Annotated in this window: 15 protein-coding genes; 1 reads left to right on the forward strand and 14 read right to left on the reverse strand. The window is 44.5% G+C overall.

Annotation, left to right across the window (positions count from 1 at the left end; all coding sequences use genetic code 11):
• Positions 1 to 7 precede the first annotated feature (7 nt).
• From ORJ00_RS04205 to murJ, 13 genes are all read right to left on the reverse strand, one after another.
• The gene (locus ORJ00_RS04205) at positions 8 to 3,421 is read right to left on the reverse strand and encodes a pilus assembly protein (RefSeq protein WP_306139077.1); all 3,414 of its coding nucleotides are present in this window, start codon (positions 3,419 to 3,421) and stop codon (positions 8 to 10) included.
• Positions 3,422 to 3,438: 17 nt separating this feature from the next.
• Positions 3,439 to 3,948 carry a pilus assembly PilX family protein gene (locus ORJ00_RS04210; RefSeq protein WP_306139078.1) on the reverse strand — a complete coding sequence of 170 codons (510 nt, stop codon included), beginning with the start codon at positions 3,946 to 3,948 and terminating at the stop codon, positions 3,439 to 3,441.
• A gap of 1 nt (position 3,949) precedes the next feature.
• On the reverse strand, positions 3,950 to 4,933 hold the full coding sequence (locus ORJ00_RS04215; protein ID WP_306139079.1) for a PilW family protein: 984 nt from the start codon (positions 4,931 to 4,933) through the stop codon (positions 3,950 to 3,952).
• Positions 4,930 to 5,352, reverse strand: a complete 423-nt coding sequence (gene pilV / locus ORJ00_RS04220) for a type IV pilus modification protein PilV (RefSeq protein WP_306139080.1) — start codon at positions 5,350 to 5,352, stop codon at positions 4,930 to 4,932. Before pilV ends, ORJ00_RS04215 begins: the two co-directional genes overlap by 4 nt.
• A 3-nt stretch (positions 5,353 to 5,355) precedes the next feature.
• The gene (locus ORJ00_RS04225; RefSeq protein ID WP_084153535.1) at positions 5,356 to 5,922 is read right to left on the reverse strand and encodes a GspH/FimT family pseudopilin; all 567 of its coding nucleotides are present in this window, start codon (positions 5,920 to 5,922) and stop codon (positions 5,356 to 5,358) included.
• Between the two features lie 123 nt (positions 5,923 to 6,045).
• Positions 6,046 to 6,756 carry a LytR/AlgR family response regulator transcription factor gene (locus ORJ00_RS04230; protein ID WP_027670775.1) on the reverse strand — a complete coding sequence of 237 codons (711 nt, stop codon included), beginning with the start codon at positions 6,754 to 6,756 and terminating at the stop codon, positions 6,046 to 6,048.
• A 10-nt stretch (positions 6,757 to 6,766) separates the two neighbouring features.
• Positions 6,767 to 7,789 (reverse strand): sensor histidine kinase, encoded by a 1,023-nt coding sequence (locus ORJ00_RS04235; RefSeq protein ID WP_306139082.1) that lies wholly within the window; start codon positions 7,787 to 7,789, stop codon positions 6,767 to 6,769.
• Positions 7,790 to 7,869: 80 nt separating this feature from the next.
• A complete protein-coding gene (gene ispH, locus ORJ00_RS04240) occupies positions 7,870 to 8,799 on the reverse strand; it encodes a 4-hydroxy-3-methylbut-2-enyl diphosphate reductase (RefSeq protein ID WP_027670773.1) in 930 nt (309 codons plus the stop codon).
• Positions 8,800 to 8,801: 2 nt separating this feature from the next.
• Positions 8,802 to 9,239 (reverse strand): FKBP-type peptidyl-prolyl cis-trans isomerase, encoded by a 438-nt coding sequence (fkpB, locus tag ORJ00_RS04245; protein WP_306126055.1) that lies wholly within the window; start codon positions 9,237 to 9,239, stop codon positions 8,802 to 8,804.
• The gene (gene lspA, locus ORJ00_RS04250; protein WP_037054128.1) at positions 9,236 to 9,724 is read right to left on the reverse strand and encodes a signal peptidase II; all 489 of its coding nucleotides are present in this window, start codon (positions 9,722 to 9,724) and stop codon (positions 9,236 to 9,238) included. The genes fkpB and lspA overlap by 4 nt, the downstream gene beginning before the upstream one ends.
• Positions 9,724 to 12,552: an isoleucine--tRNA ligase gene (gene ileS / locus ORJ00_RS04255; protein WP_306139083.1), complete on the reverse strand. Its 2,829-nt coding sequence runs from the start codon at positions 12,550 to 12,552 to the stop codon at positions 9,724 to 9,726. The genes lspA and ileS overlap by 1 nt, the downstream gene beginning before the upstream one ends.
• The gene (gene ribF / locus ORJ00_RS04260; RefSeq protein WP_370298057.1) at positions 12,549 to 13,532 is read right to left on the reverse strand and encodes a bifunctional riboflavin kinase/FAD synthetase; all 984 of its coding nucleotides are present in this window, start codon (positions 13,530 to 13,532) and stop codon (positions 12,549 to 12,551) included. Before ribF ends, ileS begins: the two co-directional genes overlap by 4 nt.
• A gap of 41 nt (positions 13,533 to 13,573) precedes the next feature.
• Entirely contained in the window at positions 13,574 to 15,148 is a 1,575-nt protein-coding gene (gene murJ, locus ORJ00_RS04265) for a murein biosynthesis integral membrane protein MurJ (RefSeq protein WP_306139084.1), read from the reverse strand.
• A gap of 175 nt (positions 15,149 to 15,323) precedes the next feature.
• Between murJ and rpsT the strand changes: the two genes are divergently transcribed.
• A complete protein-coding gene (gene rpsT, locus ORJ00_RS04270; RefSeq protein ID WP_027670768.1) occupies positions 15,324 to 15,593 on the forward strand; it encodes a 30S ribosomal protein S20 in 270 nt (89 codons plus the stop codon).
• 50 nt (positions 15,594 to 15,643) lie between these two features.
• Here the strand turns inward: rpsT and ORJ00_RS04275 are convergent, their stop codons facing one another.
• Complete coding sequence (locus tag ORJ00_RS04275; RefSeq protein ID WP_027670767.1) at positions 15,644 to 15,949, reverse strand: ArsR/SmtB family transcription factor; 306 nt, start codon at positions 15,947 to 15,949, stop codon at positions 15,644 to 15,646.
• Positions 15,950 to 16,164 lie beyond the last annotated feature (215 nt).

Raw genomic sequence — 16,164 nt, forward strand, 5'->3', positions numbered from 1 at the left:
TACTTCCTCAATTTGACATCTCACGCCAAGATACACGGCCAGCTATCGTACCGGTATTAATATTAATAACTTCTAATGGCTGCACAAATCCTTCTTCACCAACAATTAAAATATCACCCGACATTCCATCAAATTTAACACCACTTGCCACAGAGGCATCTCCCGAATCAGGGTCTGTTATTGCATCATCACCATCAAAATTACCATCCTTAGAGATATCAAAATAATGCACTGCTAACCGGCCTCCCGTAAACGGATTGACCGCCATTACCCAACCATCGCTTGAAGGACTACAGAAATCACTGGTTGGCACAGTGGATGCAACAATTAATCCACTACCCAGGGTGCTGCCTAAATTCACTGAACGCACTTGAGGTTTTTGCACAATACGCTCACGAGTATCAACCAAATCGATAAACCATCCCCGCTTGGCTGCAAGATCATTCGTCGACACATCTTCGATACTTCTCGCTTCAGAGCTAACATTTGTCATAGTTCGCTCTACTAACTGAGAATCGCGGCTAATAATAGGACTGCCATCTTTTATGCCATACCATGACTGTTGATCAGTATTGATAGGGTCGGCATTTGATAATAGTTTACCTGTACCAAAATAGACCCAAAGCTGTCCGGTACCTGGCTCTCGCGCCAATGAAATACCACCAGTTATAGATTGCTTTACACCTGCTCCTGATTTTGCGGTAAATAACGGGGTATTACTGTAAGCAATACCATTAGCTGTAGGATCTGCAACGGTTAAATCAAACTTCCAAACATTACCGTGTAAATCGCCGGCAAAAACCCAATCTAAATTGCCATCTTCATCAGCATCCCAACCTTCAAGCTGGCCAAAACCATTATCGGTAGCAACACTGTTTGGTAAATCAATTTGCCACAACACTTCACCGTTATTGCTTAAATCTATTACCAGTAAACCACCTTTATTTGACCGCTCGTTATTGTAGCCATAGCCAATAATGGCAACCCATTTATTATTCTTCAAGCGTGCTACTAAGGGTTTAGCTGTTGTTACACCCAAAGCAGAGTAACTTCTGTCCCATAAAACATTGGTTTTTGTGAAACTAGTTGGCTCAGTGATATCCAGTGCGAATAAACTGTTGCCACCTCGACCCATACTGCCTAACAAGATACTTTTCCAATTACCACTTGAATCCTGAATGTCTGCAACAATAGGAGAGCCATCAACATAATAGCGGTGCACATAATCTGGGTCTGTTAGTTTGTCAATATTTTCCATTGCGGCAACAGGAATGTACGCAAAACGTTCATCTCCAGTAGCGGCATTAAAAGCATGCAACATACCGTCATTAGCGCCGACATAAACCGTTGGTGCACGAGTTAACCTGTCTTTTCGGAAAGACTCATAACCTGCGCCCCAGCTATATAGTTGATAATTACGATTCGTAATACCTTCGACTAATAATGGCGTAGAATTAGCGATGTCACCCAATATAGAGCCACGATTTCTGAAGTTGCCCCCATTTTTTTGCTCTTTGGTTGTTTCACCTCGTAAATAGTCTACTTGATCATCAGTTAAAATTGAGTCGGTAACATTTGCTCCAACAAAAATATCAGCAGTCGTATTGGTTTTACCAAAATATATCATCCGGCTTGCAGGAGCTCGGGTGTCAAGTTTACTGGCGGCTGACCATGTTTGGCTGAACGCATTATTGGTATCTACTGCAACTAAATCACCAGACCAGTCACCACTATTAAAACTGGCGCTAAACAAACCGGCTTCAGACTCCAAAGAGGTTGTTGACCCCGCCAGGTTGGATGCACTTCCTGTTGCTTCAGAAATACTACGCAAAATTCGTTGAAGTGCCTGAGTAAACTCGTCAGGTTTAGAGGCTGCAATAAACTCACCACGCCCGTTTACTGCAGCATGCCATAAGTCGTCTATTTTTTCGCCATTGCCATTACTGGGGTTGGGCCAATTTCCTGGCGCATCTGATTTTGGATCTTTAGTACCTTTAACACCAATTGACACAGCATAAGTTGACATATGCTGCCAAAAAGCAGGGTTTTTGCCACTATTGGCCAAGGGTACATTATTATCGAGATCTGTACGTAAATCATTTTTCCAATATTTCATGGCAACGTCAGCCAGAGTATTTGAATGGCCATCGTTATAAGGTTCTTCAGCTATATACTGAAAATTATTGTTGGTATTTGTTGGATGTACAAATTCTACCCCATTGGCGTTATCAATATTACCTACACCGGGCGACGCCCCATTGTAATATCCATCTGTTGTTACAATGGCAAAAGACTGGCGACAACTTATTTGATCATCATCAGACGCAGGCCCCCAAGGCCCCGCAGCATCGGTACGAGTATACTGATCTCCCACCCATTTAATCGCATTACGCAAAGGGGTGCTATTGTTCATTGGCACCTTAAACAGCAAATCAAACCAGTTATTTTTATTGCCGTCTGAGAAAGTGCCTTTTTCAATATCGCCCAGTGAAGGCAGTGGAATGGCTAAGGTGTTACTCGCAGTTTTTGAAGCGGCAAGAGTAGTAAAGCCAATACGATAGTCAGCTGTTACATCGGCAAAGGCAATACTGGTACCGGCTCTGGCAGCAAGGATACGAGAACGATAATACGAGAACCAGTTTGCGAAGTTTTGTTTTTCCTCTGAAATTGAGCGCGTAAAGTTCTCTGTAACTGAATTTCCTAGAGCATCAACCACTGTTCTTTGCCAGCTGAAAGCATCATATTTTCTAGTCCATGAGCCATTACTGCTCATGTTTTTTTCATAAACACGGTTGCCTTGGATACTATAACCTTTGTAATTATCAGGATCGGTAGTACTACCGCTCCCGTCGTAAACAAAAAAGGTCATTGGCCAATAATTTTTTGAAGAGGAACTAGTACTATAGCTATTTAAATTGGACCCGTGCGAATACCAGCGATCAAATGACTGCTGCGCAGTTAAATTGATACTGCCAACAGAACTTACGTAGGGGTCCCAAAGCGCATTGGTGGGTGACATATTGCCAAAGCTACTGCCGTCACTTTTTATCCAAGGTTGATAAGTAACACTCGGATTATAAAATACCTTATTGATTTCAGCTGAACGTTTAATAATGTGGTGAATGTTATCGTCATCAAACTCAGGAATATTTTTAGTGAAATGATTTGCTCCCTGGTACATTTGTGCAGGAATAGGAAACAAATACCCAAGAATATTCGAATTTACAAACGCATAATCGTCTGGCATCACTTCCCACTGCATTGAACCAGAATCATCTAACACAAAATAAATATTGGGGGCTACAGCGCTACCTGTTTGTAATGGTGCTTCGGCAATTTCAACAGCCGCGTTTGCTATGTTAATGCCAAGCCCTAAGCCAATCAAAAACGCTAGCTGTACCGATTTTAAAAAAGTTTTCATAATTGACCTCATCGCCATCATATACGGAATATAGATTGCAGCATGACATTCGCACCGCCTGCATCTGTTGTACGAGCAGTGATACGCCAAGTATCGCGTAAACATTCTTCAGGAATTTCTGCCTGACCAGCATTTGAGCAGCTGTCTATAGCAGTGTTAACCCACTGCCCCATATACTCTGCAATATATTCTGCAGTACCAAGTTGGCCGTCATCGGGGCCATCATTACCCCATACCGTATTCACGGCCACCCATCTATCTGCAAGCGTGGGGTCTGGCTGACAGTAAAATCCTGTACGCCCGCCTCCACATAACAAAAAAGGGTTGGCAACATTAACTTGTTGCTGGGCAAACATTAACGTTGCTTCAACAAGCTGATAAGCCAGCTCACGCTCCGTAAGATTGGATGTCATACGCTCTTGTAAAGAACTGTCGCGCATTGATGATACGGCTAACAATGTAATTGCCAGTAATAGTAACAAACCTACAATTAACGCTATGCCTTGCTGTGCTTTAACAGATTTCATATCATTGCATCCTATTTCTGTTAGCAACCATATGGTTCATTGTGTTCAGGTTGTCCGACATCTGTGTACCATTTTCCATTGTTAGGACAACGCGCACACTAATAACAAGCCCCCAACTGGTTGCAGGAACATTATTTGCCGACATCCAAACGCCCGGAGGCGCCGTGCCTTGAAGCACTTCATATTCAAATTGCAAATTATCGACGCCATCTATAATTTCATCTGCCTGTTCAGCCCCATTCACCACAATTGAACGGTATAACGATTTTCCATTGTTTTCGTTTTCTGCTACAAACCATGCAACTGACTCCAAAGGCATAACCATTGCACCTAAACCAAAGGTTGTAGGTGAGCCAAGAGGCAGCCCTAAAAAACCGCTGGCATTACTGGCAGCGCCTTGCAAATGCCGGACTTGAAACGGAACCGCATTCGCAATATTGGTTATTTCGAACAATGCGGCCTTTGCGCTTGCATCACAAACTAAAGCTAGCTCACCAACCACAAACCCGTTTGCGGCAGGGCTAAGGTTTACGGTAAAGGTGCTACTGGCAACATCGTGGCCAGAAACGGTTACACCATCACCGGTACCGTACATTAGTCTGATTGCATCAGTTCCGGCAAAAGGTGTCATACCAGCGATTTGTGGCAGGGCGGTATCATAACCAAGTACGCCGCCATTCCAAGTTGCCCATGGCGCTGCAGCTGCGTTAAATGCAGTGGTTACATTGACCACGTTCGGGTTGTTACCGCAACCAGAAAAGGATGCACTACGTAAATCACGGGAAAGTAATTGAAAAGACACGCGTGCAGATGTTTGAAGTTGGCTAAGTTGACTATTTATTCTACTGGTTTCTTGATTAGCTAAAAAAATGCCAATGACACCACCTAACAAGATAATACCAAGTACCATGGCAATCATTAACTCTATGAGTGTAAAACCATGGTTTTTATTCTGCCAAGACGAGATATCAGGTTTTCTGTTCATGGTGTTACTCGAAGTGATAAAGAAGAATCTGGACCCAAGGCAATTCGCTCATCGGACCAACTTAAGGTGAGGACATAGGTTGCCGTATCTGCTTGCCAGTCTATTTCAACACAAGCACTGTCGTTATTTAAAGCAGTCCTTACCATGCCAGTCCAAGTGGCTAATGCTGCGTTGTCGCACTCAATATCATAATTCCCTAACCGAGCACTTCGAGCATCCGCTCGCAGCGTTTCGGCTAACATGTCCATTAGAATAACGGCTTGAGAGCGCTCATAAGAACTTTGAACATTTCTTAAACTTGCCGTTTGCAAACCTGCAACCCCCAAAATACCAATTCCAAGCACCAGCATTGCAATTAACACTTCGAGCAACGTAACGCCTTTTTGCCGGTTTAATACACGTATCGAACGCATTTTCATCGTTTAAACCTCCGGCTTCGCACAGGTGCCACTATTGGTTAAAAAGCGCTCTATCATAATACGCCCTCCACTGCTAATCTCTACGTCACGCCCATTTGAATCCAGGGCAGAATCCACTACACAAACACGTATAATGCCGTTATACGGTAAGCGGGTATTTGCCGCATTTCTGGCTAACCCCATTGGGGTAAATACAATAGTATCATTTGTCATACCGGTGTCCGAAAGCACATTCAAACTTGAATTTATAATATGACTGGTTCGTAAAACCCCATTTAGAGGGTCAAGCACTAACCATTGCTGCCACGCACCGGATGTAGAGTTGCAAGTAGCACCATCAGTCGTATTACAAAACATAATGTTTCTATTCAACCTTATTGCTTCTGAACGGCTGTAAGTAATTGCAGATAACATTTCATTTGCCTGAGCACTCAAGCGATTAGCAGCAATAAAACGTCCATAAGAAGGGATAGCGATGAAGGCAACGATTCCTACAACAGCCACGGATATCATTAACTCCACTAAGGTAAACCCTTTGTTCAAACTCCTGTTTGTAATATGACTTTTCATTTATATACCACTAGTGTTTTGAGGCTGTAATAGTTTAATTTCACAGGTTAATATATAGAAGCAGATATTGAAAGTACAAGGCTTACTGATTAACGGTAAGTTGTAACGACGAATGGTAAGTTATCACAAAATGACTGCCGCAGATTTAACAGACGACACGGCCCGTCGGCTAACTTTTAACTTTATATCTGTTTGGTTTAGTGTTATCCAATGCTGACCTTCAATTAAGTACAGGCGCTGGATGTAACTGATATTGACCAAATTCTGACGATGAATTCTCAAAAAAAGTTCAGGCTTTAATGTTTCAAGGTGTGCCAAGCTTTGCTCGATCAATGCATCACCATCGCGGTATACCATGCGAACGTATTTGTCTTCAGCGGTGAAATATAAAATATCTTTCATCGCGATTTTACGAGAAACGCCGCCTTGCATAAAAGTAAATTTGGCTTCTTGTTGCTTCTTTTCAATGTGCGCTTTTGTCTGCTTGCCAACACGCTCAAGTGCACTAAGCAACCTTTGTTCCGACACAGGTTTTAACACGTAATCTGCAGGTGATGCCTGATAAGCTTCTAACGCATATTCAGGATGTGCAGTAACGTAAATTAGAGCAGGTGGCGTGGGCAACGCTAGAATGCGCTTGCCTAAGCTAAGCCCGTCTTGCTGCGGCATCTCTATATCAAGTAATAAAACATCTGGCTGTAGAGCACCAACTAATTCAAATGCCTGCTGCGCCGTTTCTGCTTCACCAATGCAGGTGTAGTTTGTATACCCCGCGATTAAACGCTTTAGTCTTGCTCTGGCAAGTGGTTCATCATCGACAATTAAAATTCGCATTTATACTCCGTTAAGACTTTGGAATGACAAGCTTAACCCGATACAACCCTTCACTATTACCGAAGGTTAAACTTGCGCTGCTGCCATATTGCAGCATAAGACGCTGGCGAATGTTATCCAAAGCAATACCATTTCCTCCACTGCTTTTAATGCTTTGATAATAAGGATTAGTAATTACTATTGTTAGTGCATTGCGGCTTTCTATAGAAAAGATATTCAGTTTGCCGACTTCTGCACTATTTTCAATGCCGTATCTAATGGCGTTTTCCAATAATGGCTGAATTGTTAAAGCAGGGATCTGAATAGCGGGTAAGGCATCAGGAATTTGCCAATTAACGTTCATCCGACGCCCAAGCCGCCACTGTTCTAATGACAAATATTGCTTAGCTAATTCCAGTTCAGTCTGCAATGGCACCAGCTTTCCTACATCCAACGCAGCTCGAAACAATGCTGATAACGCCAACAACGATTTTTCCGCGGCATCAGCATCAATATGGGTAAGTTCGGCTACGGTGTTTAGAGTATTGAATAAAAAGTGCGGTTGTATTCTAGCTTGTAACGCGTTTAGTTCTGCATGGGTTTGAGCGTTTAATTGCTCGCTTTTCTCGGCATGCACAATCAAAAACTGCACAGCAACCAAGGCAACAATAAAGGCAACCATCAGGTTTTTCGCCAAAAAATCACTCATTTCATGGTTAATGCTATTAAAAAGCGTGCTGAATAGTGAAAATGCAACTGCGCTAACAATAAGAGTTAGCGTTAAAAAAATACACAAAACCACACTAATTATGCTAATGGGCTTAAGTTGGTTAATCTTATGCCGCGCAGCACATAAACATAGTGTTGTGATAATAGAAATCCAGTGCACAAAAACACTAATGAAACCCAGTCGAGCCCATACGTCGCCATAAACACCCGGGGCAAAAGCCAACACAACAGCAACGGCCTGAGACACCACTAACACCCTGACCATAAACTGGCCATGACATAGAAAAGGAATTTGCAACTTGGGCAAGGAGAGTTGGGTAAGCATTACGCCATTCTTTTTAACAGTTATATCGAAATACTACACCCAACACTTACAAACATGAACACGTTGATGAATTTAACAAATTATCTAAGCTCCGCTGGAATCGCAAAAACCACGTTTTCTTCCCGTCCGGGGTTCTCACTGACGGTTTTACCGCCCCACTGCTGCAACTGTTTCACCACTTGCTGCACTAGTACCTCAGGTGCAGAAGCCCCAGCCGTAACGCCAACCGCCTGCACGCCGTCTAGCCAGTGTTGCTGAATATCATTCGCCGTATCAATTAAATAGGCTTTACAGCCCATCTTATCAGCCAGTTCGCGCAATCGATTTGAGTTGCTGCTGTTTTTAGCTCCCACCACCAATAACAAATCGGCCTTGCTGGCTAAATCACGCACCGCATCCTGACGATTTTGTGTGGCATAACAAATATCGTCTTTGCGTGGCCCTTCAATACCAGGAAAACGTTGACGCAGCGCGTCTATTACATCCGCGGTGTCATCTACTGACAACGTCGTTTGACTGCTAAAACAGAGCTGCTCTGGGTTTTTAACGTGTAATGTGCCTACGTCTTCTGCTGACTCAACCAGGTAAATGCCACCAGCCGGGTTATCATACTGCCCCATGGTGCCTTCAACTTCAGGGTGTCCTGCATGACCAATTAAAATGCATTCAATGCCTTTGCGGCTGGCTCTGGTTACTTCCATATGCACTTTTGTTACTAGCGGGCAAGTTGCGTCAAACACTTTTAATCCGCGTTGCCTGGCGGTTTCGCGGACGGCCTGCGACACACCGTGCGCGCTGAAAATAACAATATTGTCATCTGGCACTTCGGTTAGTTCATCAACAAACACTGCGCCGCGTCGACGCAAACCATCTACAACAAACTTATTGTGTACCACTTCGTGGCGCACATATATTGGCGGTTCGTATAATTCTAACGCACGCTCAACAATGCTAATAGCCCTATCTACCCCGGCACAAAAGCCACGCGGATTCGCTAATAAAATGTCCATATTCAATTTACCTGCACAATTTCAACGCTAAAGGTCAATGTTTGCCCGGCTAAAGGATGGTTAAAATCTATTGTCACTGACTCGCCAACCACTTCGCGCACCAAACCCGGCATTTCAGAACCGTCAGGCATGGTAAAGCCAATAATCGTTCCCGCTTTAGCTGGAGCATCAGCTGAGAACTTACTGCGATCAACATAGTAGATATTGTCAGGGTTTGGCATACCGTAAGCATCTTCTGGCGCCAGCGTGAAGGTTTTTTTGTCTCCCGCTTTTAGGCCAGTTAGCTCAAGTTCAAACGCTGGAGAAATACTGCCATCACCCATTTGCAGCTTAGCAGGCTTATTATGTACCCGGGTACTCTCTGCCGCACTGCCGTCGGATAACTTAATGTCAAAGTGAAAAATAACGCTACTTTTAGCGCCGATTACTACGTCTGTCATTTTTTCACCTCGTTACTACTAAAACTGTCCCAAATCAATAATCCTGCACCAATACAGATAGCTGAGTCAGCTATGTTAAATGCCGGATAGTGCCAGTTCTGATAATAGACATGCAAAAAGTCTATTACGTAACCATAAACGCTGCGATCAATAAGGTTACCAATAGCCCCTGCCAACACCAGGCTAAGCGCTAAATTCAACTTGAGCTGTTCTTTGTTGTTACGCGCCAACCATACCGCTAGCACACAACTGATAGCCACTGCTATAAACGTGAAAAACCAACGCTGCCAGCCTCCGGCATCACTTAAAAAGGAGAATGCCGCACCGTAATTTCTAACATAGGTAAAGTTAAAAAACGGCAACAGTTCAATTGACTCAAACAGCTGCATATTGGCGATAACCACTTGCTTTGTCAGTTGGTCAGCCAATACCAGCAACAGCATTAGCCACCATAGTCGCCAGCCTGTATCTTTAAATAGCGTCATTATGCAAAAGCCCGCAATTCGCCATCACCTTCAACATTGTCGATACAACGCAAGCATAAACCCGGATGCGCGGTATTAACGCCAACATCCTGACGATGGTGCCAACAACGTTCACACTTAGCGCCAGCTGAAGCAACTACCTGAACACTTAACCCAGTCAGTTCAGTTTTTACCGCATCTGTAGGTGCGTTATCAGTGCTAACATTTGCTGTTGAAGTAATTAATACAAACCGCAGCTCGTCGCCTAATTTAGCTAAATCTGCTGCAAGCTGACTAGACGCGTATAACGTCACTTCGGCTTGCAGTGATGCACCAATTTTTTCTTCCCGACGTGCCGCTTCAAGTACTTTGTTTACTTCATCGCGAACCTGCAGCAGTTGCTGCCAAAATGCATCATCAAATTTACCTGCCGGTATGCCGGCAAAACCGCTATACCAAACATCGGTAAAGACAAACTCATCACGCTCACCCGGGAGCGCCTGCCAGATTTCCTGAGCAGTAAAGCTCATAATAGGTGCCATCCAACGCACCATTGCTTGTGCAATGTGATAAAGCGCCGTTTGACAGGAACGACGAGCTAAACCATCAGTGTGCGCAGTGTATTGCCGGTCTTTAATCACATCCAGGTAGAAACTGCCAAGCTCGACCGTACAGAAGTTCATTAGCTTACTGCTGACCTGATGGAACTGGTAATTGTCATAGGCATCAACAATTTCTTGTTGCAATTTGGCTGCACGGCTTACTACCCACAAGTCCAATTCAACCATTTGGTCAAACGGAACAGCATCCGTTGCCGGATTAAAACCGTTCAGGTTTGCAAGTAAAAAACGTGCAGTATTACGAATACGGCGATACTTATCAGCAGCGCGATTTAAAATTTCATCTGATACCGTCATCTCTGAGGTATAGTCAGTGGTTGCCACCCACAAACGCAAGATATCTGCGCCAAGTTTGTTCATTACATCCTGTGGCGACACCACATTACCAAGCGATTTTGACATTTTGCGGCCATCACCATCAACGGTAAAGCCGTGGGTTAACACCTGCTTGTAAGGCGCTTTATGGTTAATGCTTACGCCCGTCATTAATGACGACATAAACCAGCCTCGGTGCTGATCTGAACCTTCCAGATACAAATCGGCCTGCTCGGCACCGCCGAATTCAGCTCGTGCGCCCACGACACAAGCATGGGTAACGCCAGAATCAAACCAAACGTCTAGGGTGTCACTTACCTTAACATATTGTTCTGCATCAGCGCCCAGTAGGGTTTCAGCGGCTAAGTCAAACCAAGCCTGAATACCCTCTTTTTCTACCAACTGTGCAACTTGCTCCATCAACGCAGCAGTATTCGGGTGTAAAGCCCCCGTGTCTTTATCGACAAACAACGCAATAGGGACACCCCAGGTACGCTGCCGTGAAATACACCAGTCCGGGCGCCCGGCAACCATTTTTTCAATACGCTGCTGGCCCCAATCTGGTATCCAACGCGTTTGGCCGATTTGTTCTAAAGATTGACTGCGCAAACCCTGTTTATCCATACTGATAAACCATTGCGGCGTGGCACGAAAGATAATAGGTGTTTTGTGGCGCCAGCAATGAGGATAGCTATGTTTGTAAGCTTTATGCACCAGCAAAGCCCCTGCTGCGTTAAGCGCTTCAACGACAGAGTCATTAGCCTTAAACACGTGCTGACCAGCAAACAGTGGCGTATCAGGTAAATAAACCCCATTGGCACCAACGGGATTAGCCACTTCAAGGTTATACAATTTACCAACGATAAAGTCTTCCTGACCATGGCCGGGCGCAGTGTGTACACAACCTGTACCGGATTCGGTGGTTACATGCTCCCCCATAATCAGTGGCACAGTAAAGTCATACAGCGGATGCCTAACCTGCACCAACTCAAGCGCTATACCTTTAGCAAAACCTAAGGCGTGATAATGTTCAATACCTGCACGCGCCATAACATCTTGTACTAAATCGGTAGCAATAATTAACCGCTCAGCACCGTTTGGCCCTTGCTCTACCTGAACCAGGCTATAATCCAACTTAGCATTTAACGCAATGGCACGGTTGGCGGGTATCGTCCAGGGCGTCGTTGTCCAGATCACCACAGACACCTTGCCATTACCGCGTTTTTCTTCAGGATGGTCAAAGCGGTCTACTGCTGTCTCGTCAACCAAGGCAAAACGCACGTCGATAGCAGGTGAGAGTTTATCTTGATATTCCACTTCAGCTTCAGCTAACGCAGAGGCGCAGTCGGTACACCAATGAACCGGCTTAAAGCCTTGTTGTAAGTGACCATTGTCGATGATTTTACCCAATGAACGAATAATATTGGCCTCAAAGTCAAAATCCATCGTACGGTATGGATTCTGCCAATCACCGAACACACCTAAGCGGATAAAGTCTGTGCGCTGAGCATCAATTTGTGTTGCCGCATACTCACGGCATTTTTGTCGAAACTCTGCCGCGGTTAATTTAGTACCGGGTTTGCCATATTTCTTTTCAACGACTAATTCTATTGGCAAGCCATGGCAGTCCCAACCTGGCACATAGGGCGCATCAAAATCTGACAGTGTTTTCGCTTTAACGATAATGTCTTTTAGAATTTTGTTAACTGCATGCCCAATATGAATATTGCCGTTGGCGTATGGCGGGCCGTCATGCAAAATAAAGCTCTTTTTGCCTTTTTTTGCTGCACGGATCTTGCCGTATAAGTCTGCTTCGGTCCATTTTGCCAGCATTTGCGGTTCACGCTGCGCCAGATTGGCGCGCATCGCAAAAGCCGTTTCCGGCAAATTAAGGGTATGCTTGTAGTCGCTCATCCGTTCTGTTCCGTCTTATCAGTAGTTGCGCTTGCTTCCAATAAAGCATTGCGCTGAAAAAATAATTCTGCTGCCGTTACGTCTGCAGCAATTTGTTGTTGCAGTGCCTCAAGGCCATCAAAGCGTTGTTCTGGCCGAAGCTTATGCTGCAGCTGTACTTCAATTTGGCTACCGTATAAATCGCCTTTAAAATCGAGCAAATGCGCTTCAAGTTGCTGTCGTTGCCCCTGCACCGTAGGCCGATTGCCAATATTTGCTACGCCATAAAAACGACCAAACACCGTATTTGCCGTTATCGCATATACACCCGCTACAGGCAGCTTACGCCGGTACAAAAACACATTTGCCGTAGGGAAACCCAAGTCACGGCCTAACTTACGGCCATGCCGTACCCGGCCGGTAAGTGAAAATGGCCGGCCTAACATTTGCGTTGCTAACACCAGGTTGTCCTCGGCCAACGCTTGGCGTATTAATGTACTGCTAATACGTTGCTCAGCCATAATCAGGCTGGATGTGTTACACAGCCCAAACTGATGCTGCACTGACGCCAGCGCTAACAGGTCAAAACTACCACTACGGTTTTTACCAAAGCGGAAGTCATCACCAACAATAAGATGTTCAACGCCTAGCTGTTTTAACAACAATTGCTGAATAAATTGCTGTGGCTGTTGTGCTGCAAAAGCGGCTGTAAAATTAACGCACAGCAAACGATCAATACCAAGCTGTGCCAACGCCGTGTACTTTTCGCGAAAACGACTTAATCGCGCAGGCGCCGCTGTACCAGCAAATACCTCAAGTGGTTGCGGCTCAAACAGCATGACACATGAGGGCAGTTGCTTTTGCTTAGCAATAGCAACCACTTTCGCTAATACTGCCTGATGCCCAAGATGCACCCCATCAAAGTTACCAATAGTGAGAACGCAACCGCGGTGCTGAGGCTGAATATTATGTAATCCGCGAATTAACTCCATGCCTGCCATATTTAACTGCTGCTTATAAACCGCGCATTATAACCACTTAATCAATTGCTTTCAGCAACAGAATTGGCTTTAAAATGTTGCAAACGTACACCTAACACCCATAACAGCGCAAAATACGCGACAACTGCCAGCACACACAGTGTACTCAAACGCCAAACCTGAACAGTTAAACTAAGTTGCACCCAATCAGTCAGTGTTGGTGTATACCAATACAGCACCGCGGCCATCAGGCTACTCGCTATCAGCAATTTCAGCAAAAATAGCATGCTAGCTTTACTTAGTTGGTACACCCCAACCTGTTTTAAACCACGATACAATAAAAATGCATTTAAACTGGCAGACATTGCTGTTGCTAACGCCAAACCGACATAGCTTAAAAAAGGCGCTAACATGAGGTTAAATACCATATTCGCCACCATGGCAATAATGCCAATGCGTACCGGCGTTTTTATATCCTGGCGCGCGTAAAAGCCGGGTGCCAGCACTTTTATCAGCATGTAGCTAAGCAAACCGGTGCTGTAGGCAATTAAACTGTACGACACCATTAACACATCATTTTGCGAAAATTCGCCGCGCATAAACAGTAGCGCAATTATCGGCTGCGCCAGCACGATTAAACCTGCCATTGCCGGTATACCAAATAACGCAACAAAGCGCAGTGACCAGTCCAGTGTTTGGCTAAAACGCAGGGTATTTTCATTTGCATGGTGACGCGACAAATTTGGCAAAATCACTGTTGCGATAGCAATACCGAATAATCCCAGCGGAAACTCAATTAGGCGGTCAGAGTAATAGAGCCAGCTAACGGCGCCAGTAAGCAAAAAAGAAGCAATAACCGTATCTAATAACAAATTGATCTGACTAACTGACACGCCAAATAACGCCGGCAGCATTAATTTGCGTATTTTCACTACGTTGTCATCGCGCCAGCCCCACTTTGGCCACACCAACAAGCCGGCTTTGGCTAAAAATGGCAACTGAAATAACAACTGGACCACACCGCCAATAAACACCCCCCAAGCCAGAGCCAATGCAGGTTCTTGTAGCGTAGGCGCCATAAATAAAGCACAGGCAATAATGGCGATGTTCAAGAATACTGGCGTAAAGGCGGCTACAGCAAAACGGTTATAGGTATTGAGTACCGCACCAGACAACGCGACTAAACTAATAAACCAAAGGTACGGAAAGGTAATTTTCAGCATCAGGCTGGCCAGTTCGAACTTATGCGCATCAGGGCCGTCGTTTAACCATTCAACAAACCACCCCATACCAAACAGCATAGCCACTAACGGCGACGCTATTACGCCAAATAGGGTGACCAAGGTAACAACCACTCCCAGACTTCCTGCTACTTCAGCCAGCAATTCGCGCACGGCATCATCACCATGTTTGGCTTTCACCTCAGCCAGCACCGGTACAAACGCCTGAGAAAAAGCGCCTTCGGCGAATAAACGTCGTAAAAAGTTGGGTATACGATTAGCAAAAAAGAACACGTCAGCTGCAGCGCCAGCACCAATAAAGTTGGCCACCACCACATCCCGCACCAAACCTAATACTCTGGAAATCAATGTCATAGCACTGACGATAAGGCCTGATTTTAATAACTTTGCCGACACTGATATGTCCTTATATAATGAAGTCGCTATTTTGCCTTGTTATGACAACTGATTACCAGTAGGTTCACAGATTAAAATCTGTAACTTTACCGTTAAAGCATTTGACAACGGGCCATTAAATAGGCATATTATGCGGCCTTTGATGGGTCCGGTTTAGTTTTTTAGGAGTGTTACCTTGGCTAACATTAAGTCTGCTAAGAAGCGCGCAATTCAATCAGAAAAACGTCGTCAGCAAAACGCTAGTCAACGTTCAATGATGCGTACTTTCATTAAGAAAACCTACGCGGCGGTATTAACTGCTGACGTAACTGCTTCAACTGAAGCATTCAAGAAAATGGTGCCTGTTCTGGATCGTATGGCCTCTAAAGGTCTGATCCACAAGAACAAAGCAGCACGTCATAAAGCTCGTTTAAATGCACATGTTAAAGCATTAAGCGCAGCTTAAGACACCAGTTACAACAAAAAAGCCGGCTTACGCCGGCTTTTTTGTTGTTGTTAGTTTATCGGATCTGAGCAATACAACTTGTGCAGCAAGGCAATCAACTCTTCTGCTTCTTTACTCTGCAGGCTGTAATATACCGTTTGTGCTGCCTTACGCGTTTTAACCAACTTATGCTTGCGTAATAACGCCAAATGTTGCGACAAAGCAGACTGACTCAATTCAAGCTTTTGATTCATTTCACCTACTGACAACTCACCTTCTAATAAGTGACAAAGAATAAGTAAACGTCGCTCATTCGACACCGCTTTAAGCAACTTCACGGCTTTAGCCGAGTTTTCCAGCATATCTTGTAAATTCATTACGCCTGACTCTGTCTTTCGTGATGCCTAATCTTACCGATTTAAGGACAAATCGACAATATAATCATTCTTATTTAACAAAGAATAACGTTTTAACGACCTGCACACTGAGCGGCCTTACTGCCATACACGTATCCTTAATGACTGAATTCATTCCATCGGACAAATACACACTTCTACCGGTTGTTATTGTAGAACCAAAGTAAAAAGGTGTT

It is taken from the genome of Rheinheimera baltica, assembly GCF_030731985.1.
Classification (GTDB): domain Bacteria; phylum Pseudomonadota; class Gammaproteobacteria; order Enterobacterales; family Alteromonadaceae; genus Alishewanella; species Alishewanella baltica.